We start from the raw sequence: 15,594 nt of genomic DNA, 5'->3' as shown, positions 1-15,594 counted from the left end.
CGAGTGTGACGACGGCCACTCAGCCGAGGAACTTGCGGAGCACGTCCGTCACCTGGCGGATCTCCGCCGTCCGGACGTTCTCCTGCTTCGTGTGCGCCAGGGTCGGGTTGCCCGGGCCGAAGTTGACCGCCGGCATGCCGAGTGCCGCGAAGCGCGCCACGTCCGTCCAGCCCAGCTTCGCCGCCGCGCGGCCGCCCGCCGCCGTCACCAGCTCGGCCGCCGCCGGGGCGGACAGGCCCGGGAGGGCGCCCGGTGACATGTCCACAACGGACAGTTCGTACCCGTCGAACACCTCGCGCACGTGGCGTTCCGCCGCCTCCGGCGTGCGGTCGGGCGCGAAGCGGAAGTTGACCGTCAGCACCGCCGCGTCGGGCACGACGTTCCCGGCGACGCCGCCGCCGATCTTCGTCGCCTGGAGACCCTCGCGGTAGGTCAGCCCGTCGATGTCGACGATCCGCGGCGCGTACTCCGCCAGCCTCCGCAGGGGCTCGGCCAGCGCGTGGATCGCGTTCTCCCCCATCCACGCCCGCGCGGTGTGCGCGCGCTTCCCGGCGAGGCTCAGCTCGACGCGCATGGTGCCCTGGCAGCCGGCCTCGATCACGCCGTTCGACGGCTCGCCGACGATCGCCAGGTCGCCCGCGAGCCACTCCGGCAGCTCGCGCTCGATGCGGCCCAGGCCGTTCTTGACCGCCTCGACCTCTTCGTTGTCGTAGAAAACGAAGGTCATGTCGTGCTTGGGCGAAGACAGCGTCGCCGCGAGGTGCAGGAACACCGCGTCGCCGCTCTTCATGTCGACCGTGCCGAGGCCGTGCAGGATGTCGCCCTCGCGCCGCGACGGCAGGTTCCCGTTCTCCGGCACCGTGTCCAGGTGCCCGGCGAGCACGACCCGTGACGCGCGGCCGAGGTTCGTGCGCGCGAGGACGGCGTCGCCGCTGCGGATCACCTCGAGGTGGGGCGCCTGCTTCTCGAGCGCCTCCTGCACGAGCGTCGCCAGCTCGGCCTCGCTGCCGGAGACGCTGAAGACGTCCACGAGCGCGGCGGTCAGGTCGACGGGGTCGGCGTGCAGGTCGAGGCTCATGCCCGGCACGCTACCGTGAGGGTGTGCGCAGGTTCCCCGTCGCCGTCGGCGGCACGTTGCTGGTCCTCGTCCTGTCCGGCTGCGGCACCGAAGCGGGCCCGACCCCCAAGCAGGGCGGCGAGCCCGGGCCGGACGCGCTCCCGACGAAGCTGGACGCGCTGACCGTCGACCAGTGCTACGCGAGCCCGCGCACCCAGCTGCCGAAGGGCTGCGAGAAGTACGTCACGGAGGTCGGCAACGTCCCGGGCTCGGCGCGCAAGCGGGCGGACGACCGCGACCCGCAGCTGGTCGCCGACGCGGACCAGCTCGACCGGGCGGTCAAGGCCTTCCGCGGCGCGAGCTGCACGACGGTGCCCGAGCCGGGCGGCTCGTGCACCCAGGCGCTGGTCGACATCGCCGCCGCCCTGAGCGACCTGAAGAAGCAGGTCGCAGCCCGGCCCACGAGTGGTTGACGCTCGTCACTCGACTACCGTGTCGGGCGTGAGCGAGCAGAGCCCGAACCCCGAAACGACCGGCGCCAGCGGCGTCGGGCTGGCCACCGTCGCGACCGACGGGACGGTCCTCGACACCTGGTACCCGCACCCGAAGCTGATCGAAGGCGGCACGCCCGGCACGGACCGCCTCGGTGCCGAGGAAGCCAAGGAGCTGCTCGGCGAGGCCGCCACGGCGCTGCTCGGCCCGGACACCGACCGCGGGGTCGAGGTCGTCGCCGTCCGCACCACGATCGGCAGGCTCGCCGACGCCCCGGCCGACACGCACGACATCTACCTGCGGCTGCACCTGCTCTCCCACCGGCTGGTCCGGCCGCACGGCCAGAGCCTCGACGGCATGTTCGGCCTGCTGGCCAACGTCGTGTGGACCAACCACGGCCCGTGCCCGGTCGAGGGCTTCGAGACGACGCGGCTGCGCCTGCGCTCGCGCGGCGCGGTGACCGTCTACAGCGTCGACAAGTTCCCGCGGATGGTCGACTACGTCCTGCCGTCCGGCGTCCGGATCGGCGACGCGGACCGCGTGCGGCTCGGCGCGCACCTGGCGTCCGGCACGACCGTGATGCACGAGGGCTTCGTCAACTTCAACGCCGGCACGCTCGGTGCGTCCATGGTCGAGGGCCGGATCTCGGCCGGCGTGGTCGTCGGCGACGGTTCGGACGTCGGCGGCGGCGCGTCGATCATGGGCACGCTCTCGGGCGGCGGCAAGGAGACGATCTCGCTGGGCGAGCGCTGCCTGATCGGCGCGAACGGCGGCGTCGGGATCTCGCTGGGCGACGACGCGGTCGTCGAGGCCGGGCTGTACGTCACGGCCGGCACGAAGGTCGTCGTCGACGGCAAGGTCGTCAAGGCCCGCGAGCTCAACGGCATCTCCGGCGCCGTCTTCCGCCGCAACTCCGGCACCGGCGCGGTCGAGGTCGTGCCGCGGACCGGCTCGGGTGTCGAGCTGAACTCGATCCTCCACGCCAACGACTGAAGGCCGTAGTTCACCTACAATTCATGTGGTGACCACCGAATCGTTGCCACTCACTCCGGCTGAGCTGGGCCTGCCCGACGCGCCTGTCGAAGCGGGCCCGGCCGATCCGGCGGTCCACCACGTCCGCGCCAAGCTCGACCGGGAGATCCGCGCCCTGCTCGCGCACGAACCCGGCACGCGCTCGGGCGCCGATCCCGAGGACCTGCACCAGATGCGCGTCGCCCTGCGGCGGATGCGCAGCGTGCTGAAGCTGTCCGGCGCCCTGGTCGGGGAAGGCGCCGAGCCGGTGCGCGCCGAGCTGGGGTGGCTCGGCCAATCGCTCGGCGAGGTGCGGGACTACGACGTCCTCATCGGACACCTGCGCGAGGTGATCGCCGACTTCGAGGTCCGCGACCAGGCCGCCGGGCGCCGGCTGGTGTCGACGTTCGTCGCCGAGCGCGCCACGGCGAAGCGGCGGCTCACCCGGGCCCTGTCAAGCGCCCGGTACTCGACGCTGCTGCGTGAAGTGAGCCTGCTGGCCCGGGACGGCCAGGGGCCCGTCGCGGTCGCGGAGTCCCCGCACGACCTCGTCGCCGGGCTGGCGAAACCGCACCGCAAGCTCGCCAAGGCCGTCCGCGCGCTGCCCGCCGACCCGCCCGACGACGACCTGCACGCCCTGCGCATCCACGGCAAGAAGCTCCGGTACGCGGCCGAGCTGGCCCAGACGTCGGCGAAGAAGAAGCGCGCGGCGAAGATCAAGACACTGATCAAGGCGACCCGGGACTTCCAGACGGTGCTGGGCGACCACCAGGACGCGGTCGTCGCCGCCGAGCGGATGCGCACAGTGCTGGAGTCCGCCGACGGGCCGGTCGGGTTCGTCGCGGGCCGCATCGCCGAGCGCGAGCTGGCCCGCCGGGCCGAGGCCCGCGCGGCCTGGCGCGACTCCTGGGCCGCGGTCGACGCCGCCGCCACCGCCCTGCACGCCTGATCCCTCACGACAAGCCGCGGGAGACCGACCAGACGTAGCCGTCCGGGCGCACCAGCACCTCGGTGCCCGGCTTCACGTCGTAGGCCGCGTACGCGTGGCCGCCGTCGTCGACCAGCGCGCCCGGCGTCGGGGCCGATCCCGCGGGCAGGACGCGGTACGCGTGCTCCCCCACCGGGCCGTCGCCGAAGACCAGGCGCGTCGCGTGCGGGCCGCGGAACAGCTCGAACAGCCGGACGCGGGTGCCGTCGGCATCGGTCAGCGGCGAGTCCGGGGCGCGGTCGCCCGGCCGCAGCGCGCCGTCGCCGGCCGGGGACAGCGGACCGCCGCGGTAGCTGATGTCCAGCTGCTGGGTGTCCTCGCCGCGCCGGTGGGCGTCCTCGTCGCCGTCGGTGTACTTCTGCATCAGCTCCGTCGAGATGCCCAGGACGCGGGCCGCGTTCGTGCGGCGCTCGGCCTCGTAGCTGTCGAGCAGCCCGGGTGAGCCGTCGGCGAGCTTCCAGCCCAGGTTGTAGCCGTCGCCGACGCCGGTGTTCAGACCCTGCCCGCCGGTCGGCGGGTGGACGTGCGCGGAGTCGCCGGCCAGGAAGACCCGGCCCACGCGGAACCGCTCCGCCAGCCGCACGTTCGGCCGCCACACCGTCGACCAGGCCAGGTCCGACAGCGTGATCCCGCCGCCGGTCAGCGCGTCGAGCCGGGCCTGGACGGCCGGCAGCGCGGTCTCGGCCTCGAGGTCCCCGTCGCCGAGCGGCGAGCCGAACTGGAACCACGGCGTGCCCGGCAGCGGGCTGAACATCATGCCGCGCATCGGGTCGGCCGGCGCGCCGAACCAGTGCCCGAAACCGCGGTCGAGCCCCTCGGCGCGGACGTCGCCGAGCAGCATCCGGATCGACTCGTCGGTGGTGCCTTCGAACGCGATCCCCAGGGCTTTGCGGACAAAGCTCTTGCCGCCGTCGGCGCCGACCAGGTAGGCCGCGCGGACGGTCTCGCCGGTGCTCAACGTGGCCGTGACGCCGTCGGCAGACTGCTCGAAGCCGGTCAGCGCGGTCGCGAGCTCGATGTGCACGCCGAACTCCGCGAGCCGGTCGCGCAGGATGGCCTCGGTCTGCGACTGGCCCAGGAACCAGCCGGTCGGGTACGGCTTCTCCGGTGTCGGCTCGACCAGGTCGAACATCATCCGCTCGCCGACGACCTCGCCCCCGACGTGGATCTGCGTCGGCACCGGCGCGGCCCCCTGCGCCAGCACGGCGTCGAGCACGCCCAGGTCTTCGAAGATCTCCAGCGTGCGCGGCTGGAGGCCGTCGCCGCGCGAGCCCATGAAGAAGGTTTCGGCCTTGTCGATGATCCGCACCGGCACGTCCCGGCGCGCCAGCTCGATGCCCAGGGTCAGCCCGGTCGGTCCCGCCCCCGCGATCAGCACCCGCACGTCCATGTCGTCCTCCCAGTGAATTGAAATTCAGTGAATCTGGATTCAGAATGACACTGCTAGCGTCCGGCGTCAAGGAGGTGGCGGTGAACCGCAAGGAGAAGGCCGCGGAGACCGAGGTCGCGCTGAAGGCGGCGGCCCGGCGCGTGTTCGCGCGGAAGGGCTACCTGAACACGAAGATCACGGACATCACCGCCGAAGCGGGCCGGGCCGCGGGCTCGTTCTACAACCACTTCGCGAGCAAGGAAGAGCTGCTCGAGGCGCTCCTGGCCGACCTGGCCGAATCCGGCGACGAGAGCGCGTTGTCCGAAGGCCACCTGTCGGACTTCAGCGACCCGGCGGCCGTGCGCTGGCACGTCGCGCAGTACTGGGACTTCTACAAGGAGCACGCGGCGACCATGCAGGCGCTGCGTCAGGCGGCGATGGTCAACGAGGCGTTCGCGCGCACGGTGGCGAGCTTCGGCGCGACGCAGGCCGCGGATCTGACCGGCCACCTCGCGCACGTCACGGCGGCGGGCCTGCGCCTGCCGGCCCGCACGGAGCTGGCGATCGCGATGATGTACCAGCTGGTCGACAGCTTCGCGCAGATGTGGCTGCTCGACCCGGCCCCGGCGGGCTGGACGCCCCCGACCGACGAAGAGGCGGTCGAGGCCCTGACGAGGTTCGTCTACCGGGGCTTCACGGGCCGGGACTACTAGGCGGCGCGCTCATCGCCGCCGCCAGGAACGTGATCGCCCAGCGCCGGGCCGGTTCGCCCGAGGGTGGGCAGTCCGGGACCGGCGCGTTGTGGACGTCGACGCGGTCCACGGCCGCCACGGCGAGGATCCCCCGGACCCGGAACCACAGCTCCGCCTCGGACAGGCCGGGCAACGCGTCGCCGAAGGCCGCCAGGTAGCGATCGCGGACCGCGGCTTCGGCCGAGCCGGTCCAGGTGCGCATCTCCTCGGCCGGGTCGCCGATGATCCGCATGATCAGCCGGGACGTCCGGGCGCCGCCGGCCAGCATCGCGTCGAACAGCGGACCCGCGAACGCCTCGACCAGGTCGGCGACCGGCGGGTGCGGGGTCCGGGCCAGCAGCCGGTCGAGCCCGGCGGCCTGCGCCGCGGTGATGGGCTCGACCACGCGGCGGACGACGGCGGCCAGGAGCTCCGCCTTCGACCCGAAGTGGTACCCGACGGCGGCCAGGTTCGCCCCGGCACGCTCGGTGATCGCGCGGACCGAGGCGCCGCGGAAGCCGTGCTCGGCGAAGAGGTGCTCCGCCGCGTCGAGGAGCTGGGAGCGGGTGTCGGAGACCGCCATGGACGGTTACTCTACATACGTCTGTTTCAAACAAACGTATGAATGATCAGGAGCGCCATGAAGCTGCTCGTGTACGGCGCCGGCGTCACCGGCAGCCTGTTCGCCGCCCGCATGCACCGAGCCGGGCACGACGTCTCGCTCCTCGCCCGGGGCGAACGCCTGGCCGCGCTGCGCCGGCACGGCGTGCGGCTCGCCGTGGAAGACAGCCCGGTCGTCGAGCGGGTACCGGTGCCGGTGGTCGAGCACCCGGCCGGCGGGTACGACCTGATCGCCGTCTTCACCCGCGCCCACCAGCTGGACGAGGTGCTCGAGTCCCTCGCCGACGTCGAAGGCGACGTGCTGTTCCTGCTCAACTGGGCGGCCGGCGCGGAACCGCTGAGCGCGGTGCTCGGCCACGAGCGGGTGCTGCTCGGCTTTCCCGCGGACGGCGGCACGATGGACGGCGACGTCGTCCGCTACCGCGCCGCGAGCCCCCTGACCCGCCTGGTCGCGATGTCGATCGGCGAACCCGACGGCCGGCGGACGCCGCGGCTGGACCGGATCGTGCGGACGTTCCGCGACGCCGGGGTCAACGCCAAGGCCACCCCGCGGATGGACGCCTGGCTCAAGACGCACGCCGCGTTCGAGGTGCCGCTCGGCCAGGCGGTGGCGGCGGCCGGAGGCCCGGTGGCCCTGGCCGGCGACCCGGCCGCGGTCCGCGCCATGCTCCACCGGATGCGGCGGAACCTGGGCGCGCTGCCGATGTCGCCGGTCCCGCGCGGGTTCGCGGCCTTGCGGACGCTGCCGGAAGGACTGCTCGTGGCCGTGCTCCGACGCTTCCTGCGGAGCAGGACGGCCGTGCACAGCGGGCTCAGCAGCACCTCACCCGCGGCGGCGGCCGAACTCGAGCGGCTGGCCGGCCAGCTCCGGGCCTAGGCGGTGAGCCGCTCCACGGCGGCGTCCACGCGCTCGTCGGTCGCGGTGAGCGCGACCCGGACGTGCCTGCCACCCGTCGGGCCGTAGAACGTGCCCGGCGCGACCAGGATCCCGCGGTCGGCGAGCCAGGACACGGTCGTCGACGCGTCTTCGTCGCGGGTGGCCCACAGGTACAGCCCGGCCTCGGAGTGGTCGATGCGGAACCCGTTGTCCTGCAACGCCTTCCGCAGCGCCAGCCGACGCCGTGCGTACCGCTCGCGCTGGGCCGTCAGGGCCTCGTCGTCAGTCAGGGCGGCGACCATCGCCTCCTGGACCGGGCGCGGCACGATCATGCCCGCGTGCTTGCGGACCTCGAGCAGACCCGCGATCAGGCGCGGGTCGCCGGTCAGGAACCCCGCGCGGTAGCTGGCCAGGTTCGCCGACTTGGACAGCGAGTGCACCGCGACCAGGCCGTCGGTCCGGCCGCCGGAGACGTCGGGGTGCAGGATCGACAGCGGGGCCGTCTCCCAGCCGAGCGCCAGGTAGCACTCGTCGGAGACGACCACGACGTCACGCTCGCGGGCCCACTCCACGACCTTGCGCAGGTGCTCCGCGGGGAGCACCTTGCCGGTCGGGTTGGACGGCGAGTTCAGCCAGATCATCGCCGGGCGCTGCGGGCCGAGCGCGACCGTGCTGTCGGCGCGCAGGATCGTCGCGCCCGCCAGCAGCGCCCCGACCTCGTAGGTCGGGTAGGCCAGCTCGGGGATGACGACGAGGTCACCGGGACCGAAGCCGAGCAGCCGCGGCAGCCAGGCCACGGCCTCCTTCGACCCGATCGTCGGGAGCACCGCGTCCGGCTCGATGCCGGTGACGCCGTGCCGGCGGCCGAGCGCGGCGATGGCCGCCGCGCGCAGCGCCGGGATGCCGTGCGTGGTCGGGTACCCGGGGATGTCCGAAACCGACGCGAGCGCGTCGCGGATGCCGGCCGGGACCGGGTCGACCGGGGTGCCGATGGAGAGGTCGACCACCCCGCCGGGATGGGCGCTCGCCGTGGCCTTGACCTCGGCGAGCGAGTCCCAGGGGAAGTCGGGCAGCGAAACCCGGCTCATTCGCCCTGCGGGGGCAGCGCCTTGATGAAGCCCGGGTCGTGCGCGGTCTTGCCCACCTTGGAGGCGCCGCCGGGCGAGCCCAGCTCGTCGAAGAAGTCGACGTTGGCCTTGGTGTAGTCCGACCAGTTGTCCGGGACGTCGTCCTCGTAGTAGATCGCCTCGACCGGGCAGACCGGCTCGCAGGCGCCGCAGTCGACGCACTCGTCCGGGTGGATGTACAGCATCCGCTCGCCCTCGTAGATGCAGTCCACGGGGCACTCGTCGATACACGCCTTGTCGAGCACGTCGACGCAGGGCTCGGCGATCACGTAGGTCACTGCGCACTCCTGCTTTTCTCTGCAAACAGCCAGTCCGTGCCGACATTACGCGGCAGCGGCACCCGATCGGTTGGTGAGGCAAGCCTTAGCCATACCCGGGGTATGGCGAGGTCACCTCTCCCGGCGGCGCGGCGGCGGGGTGGCCCGCGCGTCACCGGTGATGACGAACCGCGGCTTGGGCGGCTCGTCCTCGGCCTTCTTGTCCCCCACGGCGCGGTTGAACCCCTCGGAGATCTCGTCGACGAGCTTCTCGTTGTGCCGCTCGTCCTTGCGCTGGATGCCCACGGCCACCTCCTCGGAAATCCGCTCCGCGACTTTCACGGCCTTGGGGACAATCTAACCGTGAACGCACCCGAGACGCTCGAAATCGCCTGCAGCAGAGCATGGCCGCCACTGGTCGAAGAACCCTTGGGAAACTGGCGGCTGCGCTGGGCGGGCGGGTTCACCGGGCGCGCCAACAGCGCGCTCGCGGTCGGCGACGCGGGCCGCCCGGTCCCGGACGCCCTGCGCGCGGTGTGTGACTTCGCCCACGATCGGGGGATCCCGCCGATGGTGCAGGTGATCCGCGACAGCCCGAACGAGCGCGCGATCGTCGCCGAGGGCTGGTCCGAGGCGACCCGGCACCACCGCGGCCACGAGGTCGTCGTCCTCACCGCCCCGCTCACCGGCGCTTCCCCGGCCGACGGCGTCGAGGTGCACGACGAGCCGACACCGGAGTGGTGGCAGCTGGCGCTCGGGCCCGGCGAGGACACCGAGGCCGCGCGCAGCGTCCTGACCGGCGGCAAGGTCGGCTACGGCGTCGCGACGCCCGACGGCACCACCGCCGGGGTGGTCCGCGGGGCCCTGGTGGACGGCTGGCTGCACGTCGGCCGCCTGGAGGTCGACCCCGCTTTCCGCCGCCGCGGGCTGGCGTCCGCGCTGATGGGCGCCCTGCACACGTGGGGCGCGGAACACGGGGCGGACCACGCGGTGTTGCAGGTGGCGGAGGGGAACGCGGGCGCGCTCGCGCTCTACGCGGGGCTCGGCTACGTCCCGCACCACAGATACCGGTACTGGGTGCCCGCACCCGGCTCGTGCGAGGATTCGACGTCGTGAAGATCGTGGTAGTGGTCGGCGGAGTGGGCGGAGCCCGCTTCCTGCTGGGTGTGAAGGCAGCGCTGGGCATGGCACCGGAAGGTGCTTCGGAGTCCGGGCACGAGGTGACGGCGCTGGTCAACACCGGCGACGACGTCTGGATGCACGGCCTCCGGATCTGTCCCGACCTGGACACCTGCATGTACACCCTCGGCGGCGGGATCGACAAGGAACGCGGCTGGGGGCACTCGGGCGAGACCTGGGTCGTCAAGGACGAGCTGGCCGCCTACGGCGCCGAGCCGTCGTGGTTCGGGCTCGGCGACAAGGACATCGCCACGCACCTGATCCGGTCGCGGATGCTGCGCGCGGGCTACCCGCTCTCGGCGGTGACCGAGGCGCTGTGCGACCGCTGGCAGCCCGGCGTCCGGCTGCTGCCGATGTCGGACGACCGCGTCGAGACGCACGTGGTGATCGACGACCCGGATCAGGACGGCCAGCAGAAGGCGATCCACTTCCAGGAGTGGTGGGTGCGCTACCGCGCCGAGCCGAAGGCGCACTCGATCGTCGCGGTCGGCGCCGAAGAGGCCAAGCCCGCGCCGGGGGTGCTGGAAGCCATCTCCGGAGCGGACGCCGTCCTGTTCGCGCCGTCGAACCCGGTCGTCTCGGTGGGCACCGTGCTGGGCGTGCCCGGGGTCCGGGACGCGCTGCGCAAGACGTCCGCGGGCGTCGTCGGGGTGTCGCCGATCATCGGCGGCAAGGCGCTGCGCGGGATGGCCGACGCGTGCCTGACCGCGATCGGCGTCGAGACGTCGGCGGAGGCGGTGGGCCGGCACTACGGCTCGCGCAAGGACGACGGCGTGCTCGACGGCTGGCTGATCGCGGAAGGCGAGACGGCGGACGTGCCGGGCGTGACCGTCCGCGACGTGCCGCTGCTGATGTCCGATGTGGACGCGACCGCGGCGATGGCCCGCGCCGCCCTGGACCTGGCCGGAGCCCCCGTTGACTGACCACGCCTCCCCCAAGCTGGAGATCCTGCCCGTCACCGGGCTGCCGGAGTTCCGCCCGGGCGACGACCTGACCGGCGCGATCGTCAAGGCCGCACCCTGGCTGCGCTCGGGTGACGTCCTGGTCGTGACCAGCAAGATCGTCTCGAAGGCCGAGGGCAGGCTCGTCAAGGTACCGACGGACCCCGAGGTCCGCGACGCCGAGCGCCGCAAGCTCGTCGACCGCGAAGCGATCCGGGTGGTCGCGCGCATCGCGCGCACGGTGATCACCCAGAACCACCTGGGGATCGTGCAGGCGGCGTCGGGCATCGACGCGTCGAACGTCGAAGGCGACGAGGTCGCGCTGCTGCCGGCCGACCCGGACGCGTCGGCGCTGGCGCTGCGCAACGGGCTGCGCGAACGGCTCGGCGTCGAGGTCGCCGTGGTCGTCACGGACACGATGGGCCGCGCGTGGCGGGTCGGGCAGACCGACGCCGCGATCGGCTCGTCCGGGCTGCGCGTGCTGCACGCCTACCGCGGCGAGGTCGACGGGCAGGGCAACGAGCTGGCCGTCACCGAGGTCGCGGTCGCGGACGAGCTGGCCGCGGCCGCCGACCTGGTCAAGGGCAAGCTCGGCGGCACCCCGGTCGCCGTCGTGCGTGGTCTGGACATCTTCGACGACGGCTCGACGGCCCGGAACCTCGTGCGCCCGCTCGACGAGGACCTCTTCCGGCTGGGCACCAACGAAGCCATCGCGCAGGGCCGGCGCGCGGCCGTCCCGGCGCGGCGCTCGGTGCGGCAGTTCGCCGACGAGCCGGTGGACCCCGCGGCGATGCGGCGCGCGGTGGCGTCCGCGCTGACCGCGCCCGCGCCGCACCACACCCACCCCGTCCGGTTCGTCTGGCTGCGCGACGGCGGCACGCGCAAGCAGCTGCTCGACGCGATGCGCGAGTCGTGGCGGGCCGACCTGTCCGGCGACGGGTTCACCGAGGAGCAGATCGCGAAGCGGCTCAGCCGCGGCGACATCCTTTACCGGGCCCCGGAAGTCGTCATCCCGTTCCTGGTCCCGGACGGCGCGCACACCTACCGCGACGAGCGCCGCAACGACTGCGAGAAGACCATGTTCACCGTCGCCGGCGGTGCCGCGGTGCAGGGCCTGCTGGTTTCGCTGGCCGCCGAAGGGCTCGGCTCGTGCTGGATCGGGTCGACGATCTTCGCCGCCGACCTCGTCCGGGACGTCCTCGGCCTCGACGAACGCTGGCAGCCGCTCGGCTCGGTCGCGATCGGCGTGCCGCTGGACGACCCCGGCCCGCGCGGGCCGATCACGCCCGGGGAAGGACTCCTGGAACTGTGAGCCTGCACGAAGACGCCGTCGCGACGCTGGGTTCGTGGCGGCCCGATCTCGCGTCCCAGGAGTCGCTGCGCCAGGCGTTCCTCGGGTTCCTCGCGGCGCGCGACGACTCGTGCCGGCGGTCGTGCGCGGCCGGGCACCTGACGGCGTCGGCCGTGGTCCTGGACCACACCGGCACCCGGGTGCTGCTGACGCTGCACCCGCGGGTCGGGCGGTGGCTGCAGCTCGGCGGCCACTGCGAGCCGTCGGACGTCTCACTGGCCGGCGCCGCCCTGCGGGAGGCCACCGAGGAGTCCGGCATCGCCGGGCTGCGGATCTCCGCCGAGCCGGTGCACCTCGACGTCCACCCGATCACGTGCTCGCTGGGCGTGCCCACGCGGCACTTCGACGTCCGGTTCGCCGTGCACGCGCCGCCGGGGGCTTCGCCGGTCCGCAGCGAGGAGTCCGACGACCTGCGGTGGTGGCCGGCGGACGCGCTCCCGGCGGGCTCCGAAGATCTCGCCGATCTGGTGAAAGCGGCCGTTCCTGTCGGTGCCGGGCACTAGCCTGGGGCGCGGAGAGGGAGGACCCATGGCTACGCAGTTCCCCGAGCGGGTGCATTTCCATTCCGGCGGCGGCAGCGGCGGCGGCGCGTTCGGCTACGTCGTCCTGGGCCTGCTGGTCCTGGCGATCATCGTGTTCATCGTCGTGGTCGCGGTGCGGGTGTCGAAGATGCGCCGCGAACAGGCGATGAAGAACGGCGGGCAGTTCCCGCCCGCCCAGCAGAACTTCCCGCCGCAGCAAGGTTTCCCGCCGCAGCAAGGCTTCCCGGCGCCGTCGGGCGGATTCCCGCAACCGGCGTCGGGCGGGTTCCCCGCGCCGCAGCAGGGTTATCCGCCGCAGCCCGGCTTCGCCCCGCCGCAGGCCGGGTTCCCGCCGTCCCAGCCGGTTCCGCAGCAGCCGGGGTACCCGCCTTCGCAGCCGTTGCCGCAGGGGCCGTACGGGCAACGGCCGCCGGGGCCGGGAGCGGGACCGCAGAGCTGGTGATCGTCCCCTTCGACAGCAGCTCGCCGGTGCCGCCGTACGAGCAGGTCCGGTCCGGGTTCGCGACGCGGATCAACGACCGGAGCCTGGCCGTGGGCACCAAGCTGCCCACGGTCCGGCAGCTGGCGGCCGACCTCGGCATCGCCCCGAACACGGTCGCCCGCGCGTACCGCGAGCTGGAGGAAGCCGGGCTGATCGAGACGCGCGGCCGGGCGGGCAGCTTCGTCGCGGCCTCGGGCGACCAGAGCCGCGGCCGCGCCCAGCAGGCGGCGGCGGAATACGCGAAGACCACCCGCAAACTGGGCCTGTCCGACGCGGAGGCCCTGTCGATCGTCCGCGCTGCCCTGGAGGGTGACTCGTGAGTGTGCTGGTGCTGTTGATCCTGCTGCTGGTCGTCGGGGGCCTGGTGACGGTGGTGGTCATCGCGATCAACGCCAAGCCGAAGCAGCCGCCGTACCCGCCGCAGCAGCACCCGGGATACCCGCCCCAGCAACCCGGTTACCCGCCCCAGCAGCCGGGCTATCCGCCGCAGCAGCCCTACTCGGGCCAGCAGCAGCCTTACCCGGGTCAGCAGCCGCCGTACCCGCCGCCCGGCGGGTATCCCCCGGCTCAGTAGCAAGGTCACATGGCGCGGTAGTCGCGCAGCTCGATCCGCGGTCCGAAGCGGGGCCGGCGGTGGCCGGCCGCCTCCAGGTACCGCACCGCCCGCTGCCGCTGCGGGGCGTACGGCGTCAGCACCTCCGCCATCCCGACGTCGTCGAGTTTCACGCCGAGCACGGCGTTCCCGACCATCGACGGGATGTTGTAGTCGCCGAAGCTGACCGCGTCCGGGTCGCCCCAGGCGCGTTGCGCGACCTCCGCCGCCGTCCACACGCCGATGCCGGGCACGGTCCGCAGCAGGTGCCGCCCGGCGATCCCGCCCAGCTCGACCGCCCGCTCCAGGTGCCGGGCGACACGCGCCGCGTTGATCAGCGTGGTCCGGCGCTTGATGTCGACGCCCGCGCGGTGCCAGTGCCAGTCCGGCAGCGACCGCAGCGCCACCGGCGTCGGCGGGACGCGCAGGCGGTCCGGCCCGGGCCCGGGCGCCCGCTCGCCGAAGCGGCGGCACAGCTCGGCCCACGACCGGATCGCCTCCTTGCCCGTCACCTTCTGCTCCAGCACCGCGAGCACCAGCCAGTCCCACACCACGCCCGTCGCGCCGAGCCGCAGCCCGGGGTTCTCCCGCCGGGCGCGCGCGACGACGTCGTGGTGCGCGACGAACTCCGAGTCGTCGTCCTCCGCGCCGAGCAGGGCCGGGACGCCACTGAGCAGCCGGTCCGCGCCGGCGCCCCAGGCCGCCGCCTCGAAGCGGCCGTCGGTCAGGCGGCGCAGCGCGAGGGTGCCCGGGCCGTCCGGGGTGTTCGACGCGAGCCAGGTGATGCCGCGTTCGTCGTCGAGGATGTTGAGCGACCCGCGGCCGCGCCTCAGCGGACTCAGGACACGGCCTGGGTCGACTTCGAACGCGGGGCGCCAGAACATCGCTACGCGTCGCTCGAGAAGCGGACGGAACCGTCGGGAAGCACGGTGTCGGGCCAGATCCGGGCGCCGTCGAGCAGTTCGCAACCGGCCCCGACGGACACGCCGTCGCCCAGCACGACCCCGCGCAGCACCGCACCGGCACCGACGCGCGCGCCGTGCCCGAGCACCGAACGCTCGACGATCGCGCCCTCGGAGACGGCGGCGCCGTCGAACAGCACCGAGCCGTCGATCTTCGCGCCCGAGCCGACCACCGCGCCGCCGCCGATGGTCGAACCACCGGACAGCTGGGCGTCTTCGGCGACGGAAGCACCGTCGAGCACCAGGAAGTCGCCGGGCCGGCCGGGCAGCGCCGACGTCGGCGCGACACCCCGCACCAGGTCGGCGGAGCCGCGCACGAACGCCTCCGGCGTGCCGACGTCCAGCCAGTACGACGCGTCGACGAAGCCCTGGATGTGCGCGCCCTGCTCCAGCAGCCCAGGGAACGTCTCGCGCTCGACCGACACCCGGCGCCCGGTCGGGATCGACTCGATCACCGGGCGGCGGAAGACGTAGCAGCCGGCGTTGATCTGGTCGGTCGGCGGGTTCGGCGTCTTCTCGAGGAAGGCCTGGACGCGGCCGGTCTCGTCGGTCGGCACCGAACCGAACCTGCTCGGGTCGGGCACGCGCTGCAGGTGCAGGGTGACGTCGGCCTCCGACTCGCGGTGCACGCGCAGCTGCTCGCCGAGGTCCGAGCCGGAGATGATGTCGCCGTTGAAGACGATCACGTGGTCCGCACGCAGCTTGTCGTAGACGTTCCGGATCGCGCCCGCGGTGTCGAGCGGCTCCTCTTCGACGACGTATTCGAGGTCCAGACCGATCGACTTGCCGTCGCCGAAGTACTCCTCGAACACCTCCGCACGGTAGCTCGTGCCCAGCACGACGTGCCGGATCCCGGCTTCGCGGATGCGGGAGAACAAGTGGCTCAGGTACGGCGTCCCGGCTGTCGGGAGCATCGGCTTCGGTGCCGAAAGGGTCAGTGGCCGCAGGCGCGTGCCCTTGCCTCCGACCAGCACGACGGCGTCGATCTCGACCTCGGACGTCACGGAAATCTCCTC

Annotated in this window: 20 protein-coding genes; 12 read left to right on the top strand and 8 right to left on the bottom strand. The window is 73.2% G+C overall.

Features of this window, described 5'->3' with window-relative positions; genetic code table 11:
• Window positions 1-19 precede the first annotated feature (19 nt).
• Complete coding sequence (gene dapE / locus ACYVLJ_RS29225) at window positions 20-1,078, bottom strand: succinyl-diaminopimelate desuccinylase (RefSeq protein ID WP_451977275.1); 1,059 nt, start codon at window positions 1,076-1,078, stop codon at window positions 20-22.
• A gap of 23 nt (window positions 1,079-1,101) precedes the next feature.
• Here dapE and ACYVLJ_RS29220 point away from each other — a divergent pair, with 23 nt between their 5' ends.
• Genes ACYVLJ_RS29220 through ACYVLJ_RS29210 form a run of 3 tightly spaced genes read left to right on the top strand, consistent with a single transcriptional unit; the run spans window position 1,102 to window position 3,509 of the window.
• Window positions 1,102-1,530, top strand: coding sequence for a hypothetical protein (locus ACYVLJ_RS29220; protein ID WP_460441077.1), 429 nt, complete (start codon window positions 1,102-1,104; stop codon window positions 1,528-1,530).
• A gap of 28 nt (window positions 1,531-1,558) precedes the next feature.
• On the top strand, window positions 1,559-2,542 hold the full coding sequence (gene dapD / locus ACYVLJ_RS29215) for a 2,3,4,5-tetrahydropyridine-2,6-dicarboxylate N-succinyltransferase (protein ID WP_460441076.1): 984 nt from the start codon (window positions 1,559-1,561) through the stop codon (window positions 2,540-2,542).
• Between the two features lie 28 nt (window positions 2,543-2,570).
• Window positions 2,571-3,509, top strand: coding sequence for a CHAD domain-containing protein (locus ACYVLJ_RS29210; protein WP_460441075.1), 939 nt, complete (start codon window positions 2,571-2,573; stop codon window positions 3,507-3,509).
• Between the two features lie 4 nt (window positions 3,510-3,513).
• Here ACYVLJ_RS29210 and ACYVLJ_RS29205 read toward each other — a convergent pair whose 3' ends face one another.
• Complete coding sequence (locus ACYVLJ_RS29205; RefSeq protein ID WP_460441074.1) at window positions 3,514-4,938, bottom strand: FAD-dependent monooxygenase; 1,425 nt, start codon at window positions 4,936-4,938, stop codon at window positions 3,514-3,516.
• A gap of 44 nt (window positions 4,939-4,982) precedes the next feature.
• On the opposite strand from ACYVLJ_RS29205, the gene ACYVLJ_RS29200 reads away from it, so the two are divergent.
• Complete coding sequence (locus tag ACYVLJ_RS29200; RefSeq protein WP_460441073.1) at window positions 4,983-5,630, top strand: TetR/AcrR family transcriptional regulator; 648 nt, start codon at window positions 4,983-4,985, stop codon at window positions 5,628-5,630.
• On the opposite strand, the gene ACYVLJ_RS29195 is transcribed toward ACYVLJ_RS29200, so the two are convergent.
• Complete coding sequence (locus ACYVLJ_RS29195; protein ID WP_451977292.1) at window positions 5,611-6,231, bottom strand: TetR/AcrR family transcriptional regulator; 621 nt, start codon at window positions 6,229-6,231, stop codon at window positions 5,611-5,613. The genes ACYVLJ_RS29200 and ACYVLJ_RS29195 overlap by 20 nt on opposite strands.
• Window positions 6,232-6,288: 57 nt before the next feature.
• Here ACYVLJ_RS29195 and ACYVLJ_RS29190 point away from each other — a divergent pair, with 57 nt between their 5' ends.
• Window positions 6,289-7,146: a ketopantoate reductase family protein gene (locus ACYVLJ_RS29190; RefSeq protein WP_460441072.1), complete on the top strand. Its 858-nt coding sequence runs from the start codon at window positions 6,289-6,291 to the stop codon at window positions 7,144-7,146.
• Here ACYVLJ_RS29190 and dapC read toward each other — a convergent pair.
• From dapC to ACYVLJ_RS29175, 3 genes are all read right to left on the bottom strand, one after another.
• Complete coding sequence (gene dapC / locus ACYVLJ_RS29185; protein ID WP_451977298.1) at window positions 7,143-8,234, bottom strand: succinyldiaminopimelate transaminase; 1,092 nt, start codon at window positions 8,232-8,234, stop codon at window positions 7,143-7,145. The genes ACYVLJ_RS29190 and dapC overlap by 4 nt on opposite strands.
• Window positions 8,231-8,551: a ferredoxin gene (gene fdxA / locus ACYVLJ_RS29180; RefSeq protein ID WP_086680320.1), complete on the bottom strand. Its 321-nt coding sequence runs from the start codon at window positions 8,549-8,551 to the stop codon at window positions 8,231-8,233. Before fdxA ends, dapC begins: the two co-directional genes overlap by 4 nt.
• 111 nt (window positions 8,552-8,662) lie before the next feature.
• Window positions 8,663-8,836: a hypothetical protein gene (locus ACYVLJ_RS29175; RefSeq protein ID WP_451977300.1), complete on the bottom strand. Its 174-nt coding sequence runs from the start codon at window positions 8,834-8,836 to the stop codon at window positions 8,663-8,665.
• A 57-nt stretch (window positions 8,837-8,893) separates the two neighbouring features.
• Here ACYVLJ_RS29175 and ACYVLJ_RS29170 point away from each other — a divergent pair, with 57 nt between their 5' ends.
• Genes ACYVLJ_RS29170 through ACYVLJ_RS29140 form a run of 7 tightly spaced genes read left to right on the top strand, consistent with a single transcriptional unit; the run spans window position 8,894 to window position 13,598 of the window.
• Window positions 8,894-9,646: a GNAT family N-acetyltransferase gene (locus ACYVLJ_RS29170; RefSeq protein WP_460441071.1), complete on the top strand. Its 753-nt coding sequence runs from the start codon at window positions 8,894-8,896 to the stop codon at window positions 9,644-9,646.
• Entirely contained in the window at window positions 9,643-10,632 is a 990-nt protein-coding gene (cofD, locus tag ACYVLJ_RS29165) for a CofD/YvcK family protein (RefSeq protein WP_460441070.1), read from the top strand. The genes ACYVLJ_RS29170 and cofD overlap by 4 nt, the downstream gene beginning before the upstream one ends.
• Window positions 10,568-11,962 carry a coenzyme F420-0:L-glutamate ligase gene (locus tag ACYVLJ_RS29160; RefSeq protein ID WP_460441069.1) on the top strand — a complete coding sequence of 465 codons (1,395 nt, stop codon included), beginning with the start codon at window positions 10,568-10,570 and terminating at the stop codon, window positions 11,960-11,962. The genes cofD and ACYVLJ_RS29160 overlap by 65 nt, the downstream gene beginning before the upstream one ends.
• Window positions 11,959-12,504, top strand: coding sequence for an NUDIX hydrolase (locus ACYVLJ_RS29155; protein WP_451977312.1), 546 nt, complete (start codon window positions 11,959-11,961; stop codon window positions 12,502-12,504). Before ACYVLJ_RS29160 ends, ACYVLJ_RS29155 begins: the two co-directional genes overlap by 4 nt.
• Window positions 12,505-12,529: 25 nt before the next feature.
• Complete coding sequence (locus ACYVLJ_RS29150; protein WP_460441068.1) at window positions 12,530-12,985, top strand: hypothetical protein; 456 nt, start codon at window positions 12,530-12,532, stop codon at window positions 12,983-12,985.
• The gene (locus tag ACYVLJ_RS29145) at window positions 12,982-13,344 is read left to right on the top strand and encodes a GntR family transcriptional regulator (protein ID WP_451977318.1); all 363 of its coding nucleotides are present in this window, start codon (window positions 12,982-12,984) and stop codon (window positions 13,342-13,344) included. Before ACYVLJ_RS29150 ends, ACYVLJ_RS29145 begins: the two co-directional genes overlap by 4 nt.
• Window positions 13,341-13,598 (top strand): hypothetical protein, encoded by a 258-nt coding sequence (locus ACYVLJ_RS29140; RefSeq protein ID WP_460441067.1) that lies wholly within the window; start codon window positions 13,341-13,343, stop codon window positions 13,596-13,598. The genes ACYVLJ_RS29145 and ACYVLJ_RS29140 overlap by 4 nt, the downstream gene beginning before the upstream one ends.
• A 5-nt stretch (window positions 13,599-13,603) precedes the next feature.
• Here ACYVLJ_RS29140 and ACYVLJ_RS29135 read toward each other — a convergent pair whose 3' ends face one another.
• On the bottom strand, window positions 13,604-14,500 hold the full coding sequence (locus tag ACYVLJ_RS29135) for a DNA-3-methyladenine glycosylase family protein (RefSeq protein ID WP_451977324.1): 897 nt from the start codon (window positions 14,498-14,500) through the stop codon (window positions 13,604-13,606).
• Between the two features lie 2 nt (window positions 14,501-14,502).
• Window positions 14,503-15,582, bottom strand: a complete 1,080-nt coding sequence (gene manB, locus ACYVLJ_RS29130) for a mannose-1-phosphate guanylyltransferase (RefSeq protein ID WP_460441066.1) — start codon at window positions 15,580-15,582, stop codon at window positions 14,503-14,505.
• Window positions 15,583-15,594: the final 12 nt, after the last annotated feature.

The organism is Amycolatopsis stemonae, from assembly GCF_054781455.1.
The sequence above is the reverse complement of the archived record's forward strand: the minus strand, read 5'-3'. Positions and strand labels throughout refer to the sequence as shown.

Bases quoted from the DNA above. Each gene is read 5' to 3' on its own strand.
- dapE (WP_451977275.1), bottom strand. From the start codon at position 1,078: ATGAGCCTCGACCTGCACGCCGACCCCGTCGACCTGACCGCCGCGCTC.
- ACYVLJ_RS29205 (WP_460441074.1), bottom strand. From the start codon at position 4,938: ATGGACGTGCGGGTGCTGATCGCGGGGGCGGGACCGACCGGGCTGACC.
- ACYVLJ_RS29200 (WP_460441073.1), top strand. From the start codon at position 4,983: ATGACACTGCTAGCGTCCGGCGTCAAGGAGGTGGCGGTGAACCGCAAG.
- ACYVLJ_RS29195 (WP_451977292.1), bottom strand. From the start codon at position 6,231: ATGGCGGTCTCCGACACCCGCTCCCAGCTCCTCGACGCGGCGGAGCAC.
- ACYVLJ_RS29190 (WP_460441072.1), top strand. From the start codon at position 6,289: ATGAAGCTGCTCGTGTACGGCGCCGGCGTCACCGGCAGCCTGTTCGCC.
- dapC (WP_451977298.1), bottom strand. From the start codon at position 8,234: ATGAGCCGGGTTTCGCTGCCCGACTTCCCCTGGGACTCGCTCGCCGAG.
- ACYVLJ_RS29160 (WP_460441069.1), top strand. From the start codon at position 10,568: ATGTGGACGCGACCGCGGCGATGGCCCGCGCCGCCCTGGACCTGGCCG.
- ACYVLJ_RS29150 (WP_460441068.1), top strand. From the start codon at position 12,530: ATGGCTACGCAGTTCCCCGAGCGGGTGCATTTCCATTCCGGCGGCGGC.
- ACYVLJ_RS29135 (WP_451977324.1), bottom strand. From the start codon at position 14,500: ATGTTCTGGCGCCCCGCGTTCGAAGTCGACCCAGGCCGTGTCCTGAGT.